At 65.8% G+C, this 18,754-nt stretch carries 14 protein-coding genes and 2 tRNA genes; 7 read left to right on the forward strand and 9 right to left on the reverse strand.

Annotated features, from left to right (window positions below; translation table 11 throughout):
• Positions 1-10: 10 nt before the first annotated feature.
• The 3 genes from IPL75_17540 to IPL75_17550 are packed head-to-tail and all read right to left on the reverse strand — an operon-like array spanning position 11 to position 7,624.
• On the reverse strand, positions 11-3,286 hold the full coding sequence (locus tag IPL75_17540) for a UvrD-helicase domain-containing protein (protein MBK9242002.1): 3,276 nt from the start codon (positions 3,284-3,286) through the stop codon (positions 11-13).
• On the reverse strand, positions 3,267-6,239 hold the full coding sequence (locus IPL75_17545) for a PD-(D/E)XK nuclease family protein (GenBank protein ID MBK9242003.1): 2,973 nt from the start codon (positions 6,237-6,239) through the stop codon (positions 3,267-3,269). The genes IPL75_17540 and IPL75_17545 overlap by 20 nt, the downstream gene beginning before the upstream one ends.
• Positions 6,236-7,624: a hypothetical protein gene (locus IPL75_17550; protein ID MBK9242004.1), complete on the reverse strand. Its 1,389-nt coding sequence runs from the start codon at positions 7,622-7,624 to the stop codon at positions 6,236-6,238. Before IPL75_17550 ends, IPL75_17545 begins: the two co-directional genes overlap by 4 nt.
• Positions 7,625-7,741: 117 nt before the next feature.
• On the opposite strand from IPL75_17550, the gene IPL75_17555 reads away from it, so the two are divergent.
• The 5 genes from IPL75_17555 to IPL75_17575 all read left to right on the forward strand — a co-directional run bounded on the left by IPL75_17555 (position 7,742) and on the right by IPL75_17575 (position 12,769).
• The gene (locus tag IPL75_17555; protein MBK9242005.1) at positions 7,742-8,047 is read left to right on the forward strand and encodes a hypothetical protein; all 306 of its coding nucleotides are present in this window, start codon (positions 7,742-7,744) and stop codon (positions 8,045-8,047) included.
• Between the two features lie 21 nt (positions 8,048-8,068).
• Positions 8,069-9,181 (forward strand): asparaginase, encoded by a 1,113-nt coding sequence (locus tag IPL75_17560; protein MBK9242006.1) that lies wholly within the window; start codon positions 8,069-8,071, stop codon positions 9,179-9,181.
• A 12-nt stretch (positions 9,182-9,193) separates the two neighbouring features.
• Positions 9,194-10,933 carry a beta-lactamase family protein gene (locus tag IPL75_17565; GenBank protein ID MBK9242007.1) on the forward strand — a complete coding sequence of 580 codons (1,740 nt, stop codon included), beginning with the start codon at positions 9,194-9,196 and terminating at the stop codon, positions 10,931-10,933.
• Positions 10,933-11,355, forward strand: coding sequence for a hypothetical protein (locus IPL75_17570; protein ID MBK9242008.1), 423 nt, complete (start codon positions 10,933-10,935; stop codon positions 11,353-11,355). Before IPL75_17565 ends, IPL75_17570 begins: the two co-directional genes overlap by 1 nt.
• Before the next feature lie 142 nt (positions 11,356-11,497).
• Positions 11,498-12,769 carry a hypothetical protein gene (locus tag IPL75_17575; protein ID MBK9242009.1) on the forward strand — a complete coding sequence of 424 codons (1,272 nt, stop codon included), beginning with the start codon at positions 11,498-11,500 and terminating at the stop codon, positions 12,767-12,769.
• Positions 12,770-12,793: 24 nt separating this feature from the next.
• Here the strand turns inward: IPL75_17575 and IPL75_17580 are convergent, their stop codons facing one another.
• Together IPL75_17580 and IPL75_17585 are read right to left on the reverse strand one after the other, a co-directional pair.
• Complete coding sequence (locus IPL75_17580; protein ID MBK9242010.1) at positions 12,794-14,584, reverse strand: DUF885 domain-containing protein; 1,791 nt, start codon at positions 14,582-14,584, stop codon at positions 12,794-12,796.
• Between the two features lie 180 nt (positions 14,585-14,764).
• A tRNA-Ala gene (locus IPL75_17585) sits at positions 14,765-14,840 on the reverse strand.
• A 282-nt stretch (positions 14,841-15,122) separates the two neighbouring features.
• Between IPL75_17585 and IPL75_17590 the strand changes: the two genes are divergently transcribed.
• Positions 15,123-15,329: a cold shock domain-containing protein gene (locus IPL75_17590; protein ID MBK9242011.1), complete on the forward strand. Its 207-nt coding sequence runs from the start codon at positions 15,123-15,125 to the stop codon at positions 15,327-15,329.
• A 66-nt stretch (positions 15,330-15,395) separates the two neighbouring features.
• Positions 15,396-15,493, forward strand: a tRNA-Sec gene (locus IPL75_17595).
• A gap of 11 nt (positions 15,494-15,504) precedes the next feature.
• On the opposite strand, the gene IPL75_17600 is transcribed toward IPL75_17595, so the two are convergent.
• The 4 genes from IPL75_17600 to IPL75_17615 are packed head-to-tail and all read right to left on the reverse strand — an operon-like array spanning position 15,505 to position 18,738.
• The gene (locus IPL75_17600; protein MBK9242012.1) at positions 15,505-16,194 is read right to left on the reverse strand and encodes a haloacid dehalogenase-like hydrolase; all 690 of its coding nucleotides are present in this window, start codon (positions 16,192-16,194) and stop codon (positions 15,505-15,507) included.
• Complete coding sequence (locus IPL75_17605; protein ID MBK9242013.1) at positions 16,191-16,913, reverse strand: ATP-binding cassette domain-containing protein; 723 nt, start codon at positions 16,911-16,913, stop codon at positions 16,191-16,193. Before IPL75_17605 ends, IPL75_17600 begins: the two co-directional genes overlap by 4 nt.
• Positions 16,913-17,734 carry a PHP domain-containing protein gene (locus IPL75_17610; GenBank protein ID MBK9242014.1) on the reverse strand — a complete coding sequence of 274 codons (822 nt, stop codon included), beginning with the start codon at positions 17,732-17,734 and terminating at the stop codon, positions 16,913-16,915. The genes IPL75_17605 and IPL75_17610 overlap by 1 nt, the downstream gene beginning before the upstream one ends.
• Positions 17,735-17,760: 26 nt before the next feature.
• On the reverse strand, positions 17,761-18,738 hold the full coding sequence (locus IPL75_17615) for a transcriptional repressor (protein MBK9242015.1): 978 nt from the start codon (positions 18,736-18,738) through the stop codon (positions 17,761-17,763).
• Positions 18,739-18,754 lie beyond the last annotated feature (16 nt).

Below are 18,754 nucleotides of genomic sequence, written 5' to 3' on the forward strand. Positions count from 1 at the left end.
AGAGTGTATCTCACTCTCCTGGGCCGGGATACACGAGTTCTCCACTTACGGCAGCTTCCTTGAACGCATGCCGGACGGCGGCCAGATACGTGCCCAGTTGCGCCCGGTGTTCGGGCCTGGGCGCGCCCGTCTTGAACTCCAGTACCAGGAGCGACCCATCCGGCCGGGCCACCAAACAGTCAATGCTCCCCCGGATAATGGCCGCCGGCCTCTCGGGCGACACGAACGAGAACGGCACCTCATAGTGGGCGCGGCCGCCGGCGAGCCAGGCCCGGACGTCCGATCGGTCCGCCACCCGCAAATACGCCTCGGCGACCGTCCCAAAAAAGCCGTTTCGATCGGCCACGTCCACCAGTTCCTCCGGGCGAGCCAGGCGCCCAGCGTGGAGGGCCACGGCCTCGGCCGTGGAAGGGCCGGCCAGCCCATGCTGGAACAGCCGGTGAACAAGCGTGCCGGCCAACCGGTCCAACGCGCGATCCTGGCCCCTGTCACCTGCCGGGACGACCATTGCCGGTGCGTCCGAAATCGTGGTGGCGCTGAGAATGACCGGCGCCTCGCTCGTCAGCGGCTCACGGTCAACATCGGCCGGCGCCACTGGTGCCGGCGGGGTCACCGGGCGCCCCCCCGAAGGGGCCGGCGGTTTGCACACGCGCACGGCAAACTGGTGCCCTGCGGCATCCCACATCACCTCATCGTCATCGGCTAATGCCGCGCGCGTGAACACCGTCCGCAAGGTCACCGGCAACAGACTCGCCAGGCTGCGTTTCGGCGCCTTCAGCACGGTGTCTTTGTCCACTTCACCCGCAAGGTAGAGGACGTCGCGCGCACGGGTCACGGCGACGTAGAGCAACCGACGCAGTTCCTCCACCTCGCGACGGTCCTCAAGCCTGGTGCCGTCGGTGGAACGGAAGGCCACCTCAGGTTCACCATCCACGCTGCGGTCGATGACCGTCACGCCCGCAGAGCCGCCCCGGCCTGGCGCATGCAGATTCACGACAAACACCGCCGGGAATTCCAGGCCCTTGGCCGCGTGAATCGTCATCAGGCTCACGCAGCCCCGCGCCTCGATGACGGCATTGGATTCATCGCCCGCACGCAGGGTTTCAAAGTACTCGGCCAGCCGCCCGATCGTGGTGTAGCCCCGATTCTCAATCCGCCGGACGAGCGCGCGCACCTTCTTCACGTTCTCCCGAGCCTGGTTAGAGCGAAGGCCCGTCATCTCCACCGCGTACATCGACTCGCGCATGACGCGGTCCACGAGCTCGCCGGCGGGCACTCGATCGGTCAGCGCCAGCCACCGGCGCGCGCCGGCGCGGACGCAATCGAGCAACTGCCGATCAACGTCCGCGAGCGCTGCCGCGGGCTCAGCGTCACCGATGATCGCGGCCGACAGGCCGGGGGCCAACGCCGCCAGCGCGGCGTCCGACAGCCGGACAAACCGCGAGCGCAGGAGCTCCGCGGCCCGGAGATTCGATTCGGGTTGCGCGAGAAACCTGAGCAGCGCCTGCAGGTCCTGCACTTCGGGCGCGTCGAAGAAACCCAGGCCCTTGTACACGTACGTGCGGATCCCGAGTTGCTCCAGGGCTTCTTCGTACACCTGGTGTCCGGCCCGCGCGCGGAACAGTATCGCCACGTCATCAGGCCGTGCCGCTCTTGGTGGCCCCTGACGGTCGCGCACCGTGGCTTCGGCCAGGAACCGCGCAATCTCGGCGGCCACCGCATCAGCCGACGCCTGAAGGGACGCGCCGGCGACCACGCCAAGCACGGGCCGCCCGTCGCGCCGGGCGCCCTGCGCGATCGCATCCACCGGGAAGTGGTCGCGCTCCTCATACGCGAACCGTTCCTCAAGATCCGGGTCGCCTTCCAGACCCGATGCCAGCACATTCACGAAGGCCAGCAGTTCGGCCACCGCCCGGAAATTCTTGGTGATGGCCTGTTTGACCTGGCGGCCGGGACGCAACGCCGAGATCCGGCGCGCGGCTTCGTCAAGCAGCGCGACCTCAGCATGCCGGAAGCGATAGATCGACTGCTTGCGGTCGCCGACGATGAAGATCGAGTTTTGTCCGTCGGCCACACCTTCGCCTTCGCCCCAGGCCGCGATCAGCAAATCCACCAAGCGCCACTGCTGGCGGCTCGTGTCCTGGAACTCGTCTACCAGCAGATGGTGATAACGCGCCTGCAGCTTCAAACGGCTCCGCGCGAACTCCTCCTGGCGCTCGAGAAGCGCCACGGCGCGGTCGAGCATGCCGGAAAAATCGAGCACCGCATGCTCATCGAGCAACCGCTGGTACTGATGCACGGCAATGGTCAGCACCGTGAGCAACCCACGCGCCAGCAACCCATCGACGTCGCGTTCCAGCGCATCGATCGACGCCTCGATGCCGGGAGCCATCGCGAGGAACGCCGCTTCGTGCCGCTTGCGGGCGGCGGCATTCGAATGGTCGCGCGCGTTCCCGGGCAACTTCTTGCGGGCCTCGAGCTTCTTGGTGAGGAAGTACCGTTCGAGCCGCCGCCGCAACTGAGGAACGTCGCTGACGGGAATGTCTTCGCCAGTCGCAAGCCGGGCCGCCTCTGCGGCCACCCACTGGAACTCGGCCAGGGATGGCGGACCGTCCGCCACAAAGGCCTCGTGTCCGTTGAACACGGCGCGGACGCGCGCGACAAACGCCCGCGATACCTCGTCGGGGCCTTGCACGCGTACTTTTTGCCTGACAAACGTCGCCACCGCAGGCAGTGCGACCTGGCGCCGATCCAACAACGTCGCCAGCACGCCCTGCAGCACCGTGGCCTTGATGCGTGTGAACAACAGCCGCACATTTTCATCACGCACCACCACGCCGCGCACGATCCGCATCGTCACATCGAGTGCTTCGGTGGTAAACCGCGCCATCTCGGTCTCGTCGGCAATTTCGAAGCCCGGGTCGACGCCCGCCTCGAGCGGGAACTCGCGCAGCAGGCCGAAACAGAACGCGTCGATCGTGGCGACCTGAATCTCGGCCAGCAGCGCGTGAGAAGCCTCGGCGCGCAGTTGCTCGAGGATGCGCTCGCGCATCTCGGCCGCCGCTTTCCTCGTGAACGTGATCGCGAGGATATGCCGAGGCGACACGCCCAGGCGAATGAGCCGGACATACCGATCCACAAGCACACGGGTCTTGCCGGTGCCGGCCGAGGCCTCAAGCACCACGTGCTGCGCCGGGTCGGACGCAAAATCGCGCGCCGCCTGGTCTGGCAACACCGCCGGCGCCGGCTTGTCGTCATCGGGCAGATCAAACAGGCTCGTCTGCATCGTCCTCCAGCTTGTATTCCTTGCGACAGACGCCGGCGTACTTGCACCAGCCGCACTCACTTGTGGAGATAGGCCGGGCGGGAAACTCCCCGGCTTCGATCTCGCCGATGACACCGGCAAACTCCGTGGCCCTGGCCTGGACGGCGACCGACGAGTCGGTGCGAGAGCCCAGGCGCCCTTCGAGCCGTTGTTCATCACCAAACGCGAGGTACATCGCCGCCGCCACGGGGTGTGGGGTGTGATCGCGCGCTTCGAGCTTTTGCTGGGCCGCCCACGCGTAGGCGGCGATCTGGATCGACGTTTTCAAATCCGGCATGCGCCCAAGCTTGTAGTCCACCACGCGCAGGCTGCCATCACTGAAGACGTCCACGCGATCGGCCTTGCCGTTGATCTCGATGGTGACCTCGTCCAGTCCACCGAGCACAGGGAACCTGAACGGGCCCTTCAGCACTTCTTCAAGATGGCGAGCGACCACATCGCCGCCATCTTCGGCTTCCAGTTCGAACACGCGCTCGGCGACGCCGCGAGCGACGAGTGAACCCAACAGGCGCGTCTCTTCCAGCACGCGGTCGGCATCAGGAAGCGCGCTGCAGGTCTCTCGCGCCATTGCCGTGAACATCGCAACCGCTTCGGGCAGTCGCTCGGCCGTGATGGTGCCATGGCCGGCGGCATTCCACGCCCGATAGAACCGCTCGAACAAGTCGTGCATCAGGGTGCCGCGCTCCATCGGAGTGAGGCCGACGGCCTCCTCATTCTCCTGCTGCAGGTGGAGCACGGATTCCGCGAAGTACTGGAAGGGACACGTGACGTATCGATCGACCTTGCTGACTCGATACGCCTGAGGCGCTTGTGGCAGGCCGACGCCGCGGTACCGTTCGTCGTCGAGGGGCGGACGCTGCCTGCGCGCGTCGAGCCAGGCGGCCGCATCCTCCGGCAGTTGGGCATCGTCTTGGCTCGCGCCTGAGAGCACTTCGTCGCTGAAAATCTGGACCGGCGGCAACACGTCACTCAACACGGCAGGCAGGCCCCGCGCCACCTCCACCATCGGCGACAAGCCGACCATGGCATCACCTTCCAGATGGAACGCGTGCAGGTGCAGGCTTCGTGACGGCAAGCCGGTGAGATCGCGAAAGCCGGCCAACTGGGCTGCCGCGTGATCGGCATCTTGCGGCCAGCCCAGCACCTTCAGGAGTCCGCTCGTATAAAAGATGCTGCGACGCTGTCGCTCGGGCCAGTCGGTTTCCACCAGGCCCACCAGATGCACGTGATCAAATTCGCCGAACCGCGCGGCCACCGCATCCACGAGGTGGACGCCGGCTTGATTGCGCGCGGGCGAAAAGGTCTGGCGCTCCACCTGGTGTCGAATGGCAGCCACCAGTTCGTCGGCTTCCCGATGGCGATCATCGTGGCGCTCGTACGCATCCGCCAACGCGTCGAGCGAGCCGAGCACGGCCGCGCGGGCGCGCAGATACGCCTGGCGCCACTCATCACCTTCACCGGGCCCGAGTTGGCGTGCACGCAGAAATGCGGCCACGCATCGGACCTGATTCGACGCGGTCGCCTCCTGCTGGAACGGCGCCAGCTCACGGGCTGCGTCGGACGCCGCCTGCGCCGCCCTGGGCGCGCCGCTCGCACGCGCGCGATCGTGGCGATGGGCGCCAGCGAGGAAGCGGGTGACGGCGTCGGGATAACGATCGGCCCCGCCGGTGACTCGAAACCCGACGAGCACGGTGTCGAGCGCCGCAACATCTTCAAGTGAGACGCGCTCTCCCTCAACTTCGAAGTTCAGCAAGGGCGAGCGCAACAACGCGAGGCTCGACTCGCGAGTGCCGCCGGTGCGAGCGACCACCAGAATCAGGTCGAGCAGCGCGGCATATGGCTCGCCGGCCAGCGGCAACGCGTCCAGCGCCTGGATCGGCACACCGGCGTCCTCGCACAGCTGACGGGTCAGGTACAGATACGGCAGGGGCCGCTGAAAAACGATGGCCGTCGGCGCGAGCCGGCCGGGCACGGCGTCCTGACGGGCGCGCGCGCGGATGTGCCGAATCACGTCGCGCACTTCCTCTTCGCGATCGCGGCCCACATGACACCACTCCCCGTCTTTGGCATCCGGTGGGCGGACGACCACGGGCGACCATGGCGCCGGCGGCTCGCGACGTTCTTCGATCTCGGGCAGTTCACGTTCGAGGCGTTCGCGAAAACCGGCGTCGTGCGTTTCGTCGGTCATGACCACGTCCACGCGCAGGCCAGGCCAGCGACCCAGCAGATCGAAGTCTGCGGGCCAGAGGCCGCGCGGATCGGTCGGATGGTCGGCCACGGCGACCACCACGTGATCGACCGCCCACTGCGGCCGTTCGGCCAGCAGTAACGCGCGCAACATGTGTTCGTCGATGGCACCAGCAGCCACCACCGCGCGTTCGTACGCGAGGAACGAGAGGCCGAGGAAGGCCGTTTGATGAATGAGGCTTTCGCTGCCCCGGTCGCTGCCGCGCTCGACCTTCAGTTCGTCGAACAGTGCACGACGAAAACGGGTGACCGACCGCTGGCGGCGGCGAAGCTCGTCGTAGAAGTCCAGCATCACGGCCACGAGCGCCGGGCGCAGGGCGAACGGCGCGCCACCCATGCGCGGGCGCCGTGCGGTGCGATCGGCGGCGGCCGCCATGAGCACTTCGCGTTCGACTCGCGCGAGCAGGCGCGGGGCACCCGGCAAGGTCAGATGAAGCCGGGTCATCCATTCGTCACGCGTCAGGAGGTCGGGCCAGATCACCGTGGCGATGCCCGTACGCGATGCGTGCCGCTCCAGGGTTTGCCGCAGCAGGGTGACCGACGCGCGCGTGGGCACAATGACCACCCGCCGGCGTGCATCCAGAGGAGCGCCTTCAAGCGCCAGCGCCGCCACCGCTCTGCGGAAGCCGGCGAGATCGGACGTACGAATGAGGCGACGGGTACTCATCGCACCCTGCGCGGCTGGAGTGCGGCCGCGAGACTCTTGACGCCCGCGCTGTGGAGCAGGTCCGCGCCCGTCATGGCCGAGGAGGCGTTGCTCGAGAGTTCCGCGTTGGGAGCCACCGCCAGGCGCTGTCCCAGGAGCAGGCCGTGCTGCACGAGCTGCACGGCACTCCGGAAGATGCCGTTGGACTCCACAAGTTCGTCGGGCGGCCGCAATGAGACGAGCACGCGGTCGAGTTCACTGAAATCCCGCGCGGCGGCGTCGAGTTTGCCGGGGCTGGCCGGCTCACCTTTCTTGATCGCCGATAGCGTGGACGCGTGTCTGGTCCACGCGCGATGCGCCGATCGAACGCGAGCCTCGTACGCCCGAAGCTGATCCTTCACGAGCGCCCACCGCTCAAACGCCAGTTGCTGATCCACCGCCAGACCAGACTCGCTCCACAATTTTCGGAGGGTCGCCGCCACGTCTCGGGGCCGCCGGTGGCCCAGCGTCGCGTCGCGGGACTCGACGTCCAGGATCAGCCGCCGGATGACCACGGGCTTGCCCTGGCGCACCGCAGCGTCCGCGCGGGTCAGGGCCTCGCGCAGCAGCAAGCGATACGCCGCGTCCGCTGCGATTTCTTCGGCGAGCAGTCGGGCGACTTCCGACCGGAGGCCTGCGTCTGCATCGGGCAGCGTTTCAGCCACTCGGTTCGCGGAGCGAAGCAGCGCGAGTTTCTCCACGCCGACATCGGTCGTGGTCGCCGCGATCAGGGCCATCTTGACGGTCTCGACCGGCGTGGGCGCTGTCATCAACGGCACCGGCGGTGGTGGGGTCACCGAGGCCACGAGGTCGATCGAAAATTGCGACGTGCCGGTGGCCGCCTGCAGATCGAGGATCACGTCATCGATGATCGACACAATCTGGCGGAGTTCGGCTGCACGATAGCCGAAATGGTCTGCGGACCACGCGAGCAGGCGCCGGCGCGCCACAATGGCAATGCCCAAACGACGGTCTTTGTCGTCGCTCTCTTTCAGTGCGGTGACGGCGCGGGTGATATCCGCGATGAGCGCCTGGTATTCGCGCTCTCCGCGCAGCGCGGCGTAGTCGGCCATTCGCAGGGCGCTGGCATACGCCGTCGTCCGTTCCATGTCGACAACGGCGACGGGGACGGTAATGAGATCGTGCGTCTGTACGCCGCCCTTCTCGCCCTGCGCCACCACAAACACGAGGTCGGCATCGACCTGGGCGAACTCGCCATAGCTGGACAGCACACGGCCATCGCGCAGAAAGATCCGGAAGACGTCCAGCGCAGGCGAACCCGAGGGCGCGGCCTGACCGGCGGCTGTCGCGGCGGCTGTCAGGACGACCAACACGGCCCACACGGTCGATCGCAACACGGCGCGCACTGCGTCATTGTGACCCAGCTCGGCACCGCTGTGGAAAACCTGTGCACACATCGTGGAAGGCCTGTGGACGTTCAACGCGCGAAAAGAAAAACCTGGGAGTTTGCTGAGCGAAAAGAGATGAGACACACACAAGGTGCAGATTCGTACGGCGCTTCGCTTGCGCGCATCTCTGCCGTCCGCGACAATCGTCGCGCGGCCGTGACACAAGTAACTTCCTCCTCCACTCTCGTGCGCTTTAAGGAAACGATCAACGGCCGGGCCTATGTGATCGAGGCATCTGCGGTCGCCCGCGACCGGTGGCGGGCCCAGATCGTGCGGCTTCCGGGCGGCCGGGCGGCCCTGATGCCCTTTTATGGTGCAACTCCCGACGAAGCGGCCGGCCAGCTCAGCGCCTGGCTGACGAGGGCTTCTCGGACCCAATAGTGTCGCGGTAGAGTAACGACCATGAATCGTTACGCCCTCGGTGCTGCGTCCGCGATCGCTTTGTACCTGACCGGCTCCGCGCTGGTCGCCTCAGAGCCCACCCAATCCACTGCAACCGCCGGGCAAGCCCAGACCGCACAATCGCCGGCCGCCGCACCGGCCGTTGTGCTGCCAAAGGTCTACCTGTTCGCAACGGGGGGCACCATTTCAAACAAGGTCGGTGGACGCCTGACCGTGCAGGAACTGATTGCGTCCATTCCCGGTCTCGATCGCCGGGTGCGGGCCGAAGGCGAGCAATTTGCCAACACGTCGAGTTCCGCCCTCACGCTTGAGCAGTGGGTGGATCTGGCCAAGCGCATCAACGCGCGGTACAAGAGCGATCCCGAACTGGCGGGTGTGGTGGTCACGAGCGGCACCGACACCCTCGAGGAGCTCGCGTACTTCCTGCATCTGACCGTGCGCGACGAGCGTCCGGTGGTGGTGGTGGGATCGATGCGCAACCCGAGCACGCTTGGATACGAGGGCGCCGCCAATCTCGAAGACGCGTTCCTGACCGCGGCCCATCCGCAGTCGCGTGGAATGGGCGCGGTCGTGGTGCTCAACGACGAAATCAACTCGGCGCGCGAAGTGACAAAGACCGACGCGCTCAGTTTGGATACATTCCAGTCGGGCCGTTACGGCGTGCTGGGTGTGGTGGATGCGTCCGGAGTGGCGTACTACCGGAAGACCGCGCGCCGCCACTCGGCGCAAAGTGAGTTCGACGTGACGAACCTCACCACGCTGCCCCGCGTCGACATTGCATGGGTCTATCAGGGCGCCACGGGTGACGTCATCAACGCCCTGGTCGATGCGGGCGCAAAGGGTGTGATCATCGCCGGCGCCGGTGCGGGGGCCACGAGCGGCACGCAGGGTCAGGGCATCACGTACGCCATCGGCAAACAGGTGTTTGTGGTAACAACCACTCGTGCGGGTGCCGGGCGCATCAGCGTACGGCCCCCGCGCCCAGGCACAACGCCGGTCTACAGCATCAGTGGTGACGACCTCACGCCCATCAAAGCGCGAATCCTCCTCATGCTCGCGATTGCGACAACAAACGACGGCCGCGTGATTCAGCGGATGTTCTCCGAGTACTAAGCGGCCCGCCCCATGCGGAAGTGGCTGCTCCACGCGTCTGCACTGTTTACCGTCTCCACGGCACTGGCGTCTTGCGCGCCGGCGGCGGCCCCTGAACAGGACGCCGCACTCGCCGGGCAGGTGGATGCCCTCTTTCTTGCCCAGATCCGGCCCGACACACCTGGCTGCGCCGTTGGCGTCTATCGGAAGGGCGAAATCGTCCTCGCACGAGGGTATGGCGTTGCGAGCCTCGAAGACGGACGCCCGATCACTCCGCGCTCGGCCTTCAACCTGGGTTCCGCCTCGAAACCGTTCACAACACTCGCGGTGTTTCTGCTTGAACAGAGCGGCCGGCTCTCGATGGATGACGACGTACGCAAGTGGATGCCGGAGCTGCCGGACTACGGCAGTCCCATCCGCGTGCGCGACCTGCTGCAACACACCACCGGTCTCCGCGACTTCGAAACCCTGCAAGTGCTTTCCGCCCGGCCGGTGGCCAACGGTGCGGAGTTTCTCGGTTTGATGGCGGCGCAGCGCGCGCTGAATTTCGACCCCTCCACCACACACGAATACAGTCACTCCGACTACGGCCTACTAGGACTCATCGTCGAACGCGCGGCCGGCGTCCCGTTCGGCGAACACATGCAGCGCACGGTGTTCGGCCCGCTGGGGATGGCGGGGACGTTTGTTGATGATGGCGGCGCGGGTGCGCGCAAGGACCGTGCGGTGGGCCATAGCACAACGCCGCGGGGCCTGGCCGTGCACTTTCCGTCCTCGCAGACGTTTGGAGGCGACAACGTCTACACGTCGATCGATGATCTGGCACGGTGGGATCGGAACTTCAGTTCGCCGACTGTTGGAACGGCCGCGATGATGGCTCGCATGGCGAGTCGCCCAACCCTGGCCAATGGCGACACCATTCCGTACGCGTTCGGCCTTCGCGTGGATACCTACCGCGGACTGCGCACCGTTCTTCGCGGTGGGCACCCAGCGGGCATGCAGGCGTGGTTCATGCGTTTTCCCGATCAGGAGTTCACGGTTGCGACCCTCTGCAACTCCGATAATTTGGAAGCATTCAGATTCTCGGAAGGAGTGGCGGATCTCTATCTCGCGTCGGTGTTGACCCCGGTCTCCGCGCGGCCTCCGGCGCCAGCGGCCGTGACGATGACGACGCAGGAACTTCAGCGGTATTCGGGCATCTACCGGTCGGTCGATGATCCATGGGATCTGCTCCCCATCGAGGTCAGGAATGGTGGCCTGGGTGAAGTGCTGTTTGATGACGCCGCCGATGAGACGTTTTTCCCCATGACACCGGCAGGAGACGGCCGCTTCTTTGAGATCGGGACCACGGGCAACGTGGGCATCTTCGTCTTTCGAGCGCCGGCTGTTGGCACTCCGTTACGGCTGGACGTCTCCTGGAACGGACGTTCGGTTGAGGTGATGGAGCGAGTCCCCGACGCCGAAGTCTGGCGTCCATCAACGGCCGCGCTGCTCGAATACTCCGGCGCCTGGTTCAACCCGGATCTTGGTGCGGCATGGCAGTTCGAGGCGAGAGGCGACCGGCTCGTGTGGCGGCGGCGTGGACAGCCGGACCTGACCGTGCGTCCTGTCACGCGCGACCGTTTCCTGCGCGGCCTTGGGGTGGACAGCGCGGTGTCAGTGCGGATGCACTTCACTCGCGACAGTGCGGGCCGGCTGACGGAACTGGTGGTATCAACGCCGCCGGGCGAAGACTCAGTGCAGAATCTGCGGTTTGTGAGGCTTCCGAAGTAATGGCGACCCAGGCTTCCCCCGCGCTGCTCCACAAGTTCCTCGGCATTGGTCTCGGCGCGGTCGCCGTGGTCTTTCTCGTGCTGCGGTCGCGTGGCATACCGGAAGTCCTGCCCCCGGGCCAGGCCACGACGACGCTCGCGTACGGCATGTGCGCCATTGGCGTCGTGATGGCTGCGGTCGCGCTCCTCTTCATGCGCCGCCGGGTCCCCGTTCGCCGGCCCGGGCAGTCGGAGGAGCAGTACTGGATGCGACCGGAAGTCGTGACGGCCGTGTTACCCGTCTGGTTACTGCTCGAAGGCGCCTGCATCCTCGCGGCTGTGGGCTACCTCATGACAGCGGAGCCGGTGACTGCCATCACGGCTGGAATCCTGATCGGGCTGTACTGGCTGAACGGGCCCTCGTCATTCACGAAGGTTTCTTAGACATGCTGCGAGTCACTACTCTCGCTGTCCGAAATGACGCCGCCGCGCAGCGTCCGCCAGTAGAATTGTGCACGTTGTAAGTGGCGCCCCTGCATCGGGGCGACCAGGAAGGCGTATGTCTCACGGTATGACTTATCGGCGCATGGTTCAGCGGGGTGCAGCGGCGGTGGCTGCTGTTCTGGTGATGATGGTGGGTTCGGCCGGGGAAGCGTCGGCGCAATCGAGCCTGAAGGTTTTTCTGGACTGTTCCCAATGTGACTTCAACAACCTGCGCCAAGACATCACCTACGTCAGTTATGTGAACGCGCAGCAGGATGCCGACGTGCACGTGCTCGTCTCGACCCAGAACACCGCGTCTGGCGGGCGCGAATACACGTACGATTTCATCGGCCAGGGAACGTTCGCAGACCTTCGGCAGAAGCTGACGTTTACGAGCAGTGGATCGGACACCGAGGACGAACGCCGGCGCGGGGTCTCGCGGACGTTTGCCCTCGGGCTCACGCAGTTTCTCCTGCGGACGTCCGAGGGGCCCCGCTTCTCGCTTCAGTATTCGCGTCCAGCCGGGCAAGCGGCCGTGTCGGCCACTGCCGGCAACGACCCGTGGAACTCATGGATCTTCCGGCTGGGGTCCAGCCTGGAACTCAACGGCGAATCGCGCCAGAACAGCAAGCGCCTGCGCGGCAACTTCTCAGGCAACCGGACGACGCCGGCCTGGAAGTTCTCGTTCAGCGGAAATCTGGATTTTAATAACAGCGAGTTCACGCTCAGTGACGGCCGCGTGGTCAAGAGCGAGTCCGACTCCTGGAACTTCGGCGGCTCGGCGGTCAAGAGCATTGGACTGGCGCATTGGGCGGCTCTGGCGCGTTTCGAAGTGCGGTCGAGCACGCAGTCCAACGAAAAGCTTGAGACGCGCCACGCTGTGGGCCTCGAGTGGGACTACTTCCCGTATGCAGACTCCACACGCCGATCGATGGTCCTGCAGTACTCGGTTGGCGTCTCCCGCGTGAACTACTACGAGACGACGCTGTTGGGGAAGGACGAGGAAACGCTGTTCGATCATCGGCTGGCGGCCATTCTGGCCTTGCGACAGCAGTGGGGCACCTGGCGCGCCTCGGCCGCGTACTCATCGTTCCTCCACGACGCGTCGAAACATAATCTCGACTTCTTCGTCGATGCGGACGTGCGACTCTTCCGTGGGTTGAGCCTGAACATTGAAGGCAGTTATGCCCGTGTGCGCGACCAGATCTATCTGGCGGCGGGCGGGGCCACCGACGAAGAAGTGCTGCTGCGCCTGCGCCGCCTGGAGACGGGCTATCGCTACCGCACTCTTGTGGGATTCAGCTACCAGTTCGGGTCCATCTTCAACAACGTCGTGAATCCCCGCTGGAGCGCCACGACCGGGCGGGGGTTCTGAGCGCCGCGCACCATCCAGCGCGCGTCACTTCTTGTGGCGCTCACCGTCGAGCCAGCAGCCGAAGTGCTGTTCGAACATGCCAAGCGGAATCGGTCCGGCGTCGAGCAGGTAGTCGTGGAATTTCCGGATGTCGAACGCCGCGCCCTGCGCCTTCGTCACACGCTCGCGCGCGTCCCTGATCGCCAGCGCACCCAGCTTGTACGCCAGCGCCTGACCCGGCATGTCCGTGGAATACCGCAGAGTCTCGGTGTCGATCTGCGCGTCAGACTCAAACGTGTTGTCTTTCATGAACTGCATCGCCCGCTCGCGCGACCAGCCCAGCGCGTTCATGCCCGTGTCCACCACCAGCCGCGATGACGTGAACAGGTCCATGCCAAGCCGGCCGGCCTTCGCGTACACATCGGGATACGCGCCCATCTCCCAGGCCACGTCCGAGGCATATTCACCCCACCCTTCCGTGTAGGCCGTATATCGCGCGGTCTTTCGTGCACCGGTCAGCGCCGCGTTTTCCGCAAGCCGCGTCATCTGGTAGTGATGCCCCGGCAGCAGCTCATGAAACACAATCGCGGTCACCATCGTCAGCGACCGCGTCTCCGGATTGAGCCCGTTGAAGTGATACAGCCCCATCGGCTCGCGCGCGTCCGGCAGACTGTAGAAACCGTACGTCATGGAAGGCTCCAACTCGGGAGCCAGTCGCCGCACGCCGTACGGCGCCTTCGGCATCATCGAAAAGAACTGGAGCATTTTCGGTTCGATGATCCGGATGGCGGCCATCATGCGTTCACCGAGTTCTTCGCTCCGCGTGGGATAGAAGCGCCGATCGGTGCGCAGGAACGTCTTGAAGTCCTCGAGCGACCCCGAGAAGCCAGCCTCGGCGCGCAGGCCATCAAGCGCCGCGTTGATGCGCGTGACCTCGGCCAGGCCGCGGTCGTGAATCTGTTGCGGCGTCAGGTCAAGCCCGGTGTGCATGCGAATCAGGTAGCGGTAATAGGCGGGACCGTTGGGGTACTGCGACAGCCCAACCAGCTTCACGGTCCGCTTGCGGTACGGGCCATCGATGTAGGCCGCCAACCGCTCCACGGCCGGATTCACTTGCGCGGCCACCACGTCGTCCACGCGCTTCTGGAACGCGGCCTGGTCGGCCTGCTCGGCCTGTCCCTCGGTGGGCACGACGGACAAGCGCGCCGTCGTCACGGAAAACGGGCTTTTCGGCGGCGGCGCCGCGAACGAGCGGATGAACGCAGTCACCAACCGCAGTTCTTCTGTCGGTAGCGCCACGCCGTGTTCGGTCTGCTGTTCCAGCCGCACTTCGTACGCCTTCATGGTGGCGGGTAACTGGTGCAGTGCCGCGATGTAGGCATCACGCTGAGCCGCAGTGGCCAGTGGCGCGGCGGCAAACGTGGTCGTCAGCGTGCGCAGGGGCGAAAGGTAGGGCGTGACAACGCTTTGCAGCCAGAAAAATTCGGGTGAATTGTCCGCGTCGATGCGTGCCTGTGCTTCGGCAATCCCATACAGCAGCCACTGCTCGTGCGTCAGTTGTGACGTGTCAATCGCTCTCAGCCGCGTCAGGAATCCCGCGGCCTGATCGGCCAGGGACCGAGCCTGTTCGAGCGTCATGACCGGACCGCGGTCAACGGCGAGTGCCCCCGGACTGCGCGGCACGGGATTGCTGATTGCCCTGCGCTCCTCCGGGTACGAAGCCGCGAGCGCTTCAAGCTTCTGGAACTCCGTCTTTGGGACATCCTGCGCCGCAGGCGCCCAGGACAATACCAGCACCAGCCCGGCGGCACACCACATCAGTCGATTAGGACGCATGCGCCGTAGCATAGCCGCGACGGCCGCCAGCGGCGAGGTCACGTTTTGGGTAGTCTGGGAAGCTCGCCGTGGGCGAGCGAAGGTTGAGCTTGCCAACCGGAGCCGCGAGCGTAGCGAGCGATTGGCGAAGGTTGAGCCTGCCAGCCGAAGCCGCGAGCGTAGCGAGCGATTGGCGAAGGTTGGTGGACCTGACCGGGATCGAACCGGTGACCTCCTGAATGCCATCCAGGCGCGCTCCCAGCTGCGCCACAGGCCCACACTTGAGTTCTCCATTATAGGGGGGACAGACACAATGAGGCAATTGGCCAATGCGGCAATGAGCCAAAATTGCGCGCATTTCGTAGCGCGGCGTGGGTCTCAACGCCGCGATGCTCGGCGGCCTTGATACCCAGGCCGCCCTACGAAGAGGGCATTGCCCAAACGGCCCATTGCCCCATTGGCTCATTGACTAATGGCCAATCCCATGCCTAGACTGAACCCGATTCACTTCACGAAAGCTTGTTGGGGGTGTTTTCGGGCACCCCTCGGAGGAACAGTCATGCCGAATGGCACGATTGCACGTTTGTTGATCGACAAGGGTTTTGGTTTCATTCGGGACGAAGCGGGCGTGGAGCACTTCTTCCACCGGTCCGCCATCCGTGGCGCGGTGTTTGAGCTGCTGCGCGAAGGTCAACGGGTGGAATTCACCATCGAGGATTCACCCAAGGGACCGCGCGCGGGCGAAGTCCGTCTGCTCGACGAATAACATCTGCGGCTCCGGGCCTGGGCTCGGAGCCGGTACGTCCCTTGGCCGTTGATGGAGAACCCCGGGGGAAGCTCCCGGGGCCCGGTGGCCCTCCCGGTCTTCAAAACCGGCCGCTCCCCGCCTCCGGCGGGAAGGGTGGGTTCGACTCCCACGAGCTTCCGCCAACTCCACCGCTCTAGCCGATCAGTGCCTCGACCGTCAGGGCCTCGAGCGTGTGCAGGGTGTGCGCGGGTCTGGTCGCAGCCAACTCCTCATACGAAAAGATCCCGGTCGCGACGGCCACGGCTCTCGCGCCGTAGGCGTGGGCACAGTCCACATCGAGCGGAGTGTCTCCAATCACCACGATGTCGGCCGCCTCGAAACGTGGATGCCCTGCGGCCACCGCAGCCTCCACGGCCAACGGCACGAGGGCGCGACGCTCCGCGTGGTGATCGCCAAACGCGCCGAACCTGAAACGCCGCCACAAATCGAAGTGCCCCAGCTTGAGCGCCGCGCCGCGCGCGAAGTTCCCCGTCAGCAACCCCACGGCCACCTCGTCGCGCGCGGCGAGTGAGTCAAGCGCGTCGAGCAGCGGCACGACGCCCGGCAGGATCGCGCCGGAATGCGCCTGCGGGTCCGCGAGCGCTGCCTGCAGATCCTCGCAATAGGCATCCCGTAACCGGAGGACCGCGGCGTCTCCCGCCGGTTGCCCCGCGCGCGCCAGCGCCTCGGTCACGATCGCACGGTCGGTGCGGCCGGCCACGGGCACGGCATCGAGTGCGCCTGTGACACCAAAGAGCCGCTCGAACGATCGGTTCATGCCTCGCACGCCGGCGCGGCCGGATGAAATGAGCGTGCCGTCAATATCAAACAAGACGAGCGTCACCAGAACCTCCCCCACCGCCGGGTGGTGGGCACTCGGACGTCGCCGGATGCGGCCACGAGCTGGCCCAGCCGGCCGCCGGCGGCCGCGACAAACGCCTCATCCTCGGTGAGCGCGAGCCACGCGATGTTCCGGCGTTCACCGATCGAGGCTAACAGTCGGCCAAAGGCCGTGGCCTCCTCGGGCGCCAGCCTTGCCGTCGGATGCTCAAGCAGCAACATGCGCGGGTCCGTCGCGAGCGCCCGCGCCAGATGCACTCGAACGCGCGCGGCTTCAGACAGCGTGTTGACGTGCGCTGACAATGCGGCGTCGAGCTCCACTTCCTGAGCCAGCGCCGCGACAGTCGCGCGGACCTCGCTCGACACCGGGTCGATCGACAGCGTCATCGGCAACGCCAGGTTGGACTCCAGTGTGAGGCTGTCGAGCAACACGGCGCGGGCGGTGACCATGCCGAACACATCCAGCGACGTGAGCCATTGGGTGTCAGTCGTGATCTCGCGCGTGTCACGTCCTGCGATGCGCACCGTTCCATCATCGGGTAGCGACGCGCCGGTGACGAGAAGTACGAGCATCTCGGCGGCCTGGGCGTCGAGCCCCCGCAACGTAACGCGTTCACTCGGCGCCACCGACAGCGCATTGATGCGCAGCGGCCGCAGCCCTCCGTACTGTTTTCGAAGGCCGGCAATTTCAACGAGAGGCGTGGCGGCCGGCGGTTGCGCCATCAGGAGGGAATGGGCCAGCCTGTGCGTTCGGCCAGCCGTGCAAAATCCGCCGCCGGCAGGTGGAACTGCCCAAGCCCCTGGGAGCGCCCGCTCCCTACACCGTGGTAGTCGGACCCTCCGGTTGCCAACAGATTGAAGGTATCGGCCATCTGACGGTATCGGGCGGTCTCGGCCGTATCGTGTTCCGGGTGATACACCTCGATCGCCGGGAGTCCCGCCTCGATGAGCGCCGGGATGAGATGGTCTTTCTGCGTCTTGCCGGGATGCGCAAGCGACGCCACACCGCCGGCGCGCGCGATCAGCGCCACGACGTCAGCCGGATTGGCCCCCTGGCGTTCGATGAAGGCCGGACAGCCCTCGCCCAGGTACCGATCAAAGGCCTCCTTGATACTTGCCACGTGCCCGGCCTTGACAAGGGCGATCGCGGCCATCGGGCGCCCCACCGCCCGCCCCGCGCTGCGAGCCGCTTCAGCCATCGCATTCTCGAGATCAACCGGCACACCGAGGCGCTCGAGCCGATCACCGATCTCGCGCAACCGGCGCTTGCGGTCTTCACGTTGGGTCGAGAGGAACGTCACGAGTTCGGGATAGTTCCGGTCGAAAGAATAGCCGAGCATGTGAACGTCTTTCCCGTGATCGACGGCCGTGATCTCAATCCCGGGCAGGCAGGCCACGCCAGTGGCCGCAGCAGCCCCACTCACCTCATCCCAGGCGGCAGTGGTGTCGTGGTCCACCACGGCCATGGTCGTGATTCCCATGGCCACCACTTCTTCCACAAGCTGCGACGGCGTGGATCGCCCGTCGGAGGCAGTCGTGTGCATATGCAAATCGATCATCCGGACCGGCCTCACCGGCGTTTCCTGGAGACGCGGGCCTTTGGCGCGACCTTGCCGGCAGCTTTCTGCCGTTCCACCAGGTTGCGGTACTCGCGAATGAGCAGGTCGAGATGCTCACGTTCCTCGTCGGCGAACTCCAGGAAGATGCGCTTGCCTTCCGACTCCTCGAAGCGATCGCCGTAGCGTTTGAAAAACTGGTGCGAGCCGCGTTCGCACTTGATCCCCACAAGCAGCGCCTGCCGGTCGTCGGCGCCCTGCCGCAGCTCGGCCGTGCCCGCCGCGAACAGGCCATGGGCTGCGCCTTTGAAGAACAGGAACGTCGGGTGCGCCTCGAGCGTAGGGTCCTCGGCGAGCAACTCGCGGTAACGCGCTTCGAGTTTGCCCAGGTGTTCCTTCTCTTCGTCCGCCAAGCGGCGAAACACCCGGCGCCCCCGCGCGTCACCGGTCAACGCGGCTGCCCGCGCATAAAACTCCAGGCCGCTCCGCTCGGTGGCGATGGCAATGCGCAGGGCGTCGCGCGCAAACAGCGCCTCCGTGGGGGCGGTCACGCGCTCGGGCTGCCGCCCGCTCTGACAGTTCACGCACGTGCCATAAATCTGCAGCACGCTCTGGCGCGCGGCGAAGTTGCGCGCTTCGGCCACTTCCTCCACCAGCGCTTCGATGTCGGAACTGAGGAACTCGTAGGATTGATTGCAGGTCTTGCAGATGAGATGGAAATGCCGGGGATGGCGATACGAATGTTCGAACCGGTAGCGCCCCTCGCCAAAGTCCACTTTGCGCGCGATGCCGGCGTCCACCATCCACTGGAGCGTGCGGTAGATCGTGGCGCGGCTGATGCGCGCGTCTTCGGCACGTATGAGATCGACGAGTTCGTCGGCCGCGAGGTGGCCTTCCTGCCGCAGGAAGACCTGCACGATGAAGTCGCGTTTGCCCGAGCGCCGGCCACCGGCAGGCCGCCGCTGCTCGATGAACTCGGAGGCCGACTGCATACGCGCGGACCCGCCG

This window comes from Acidobacteriota bacterium (assembly GCA_016716905.1).
In the GTDB taxonomy this organism is placed as follows: Bacteria; Acidobacteriota; Vicinamibacteria; order Vicinamibacterales; family SCN-69-37; genus SYFT01.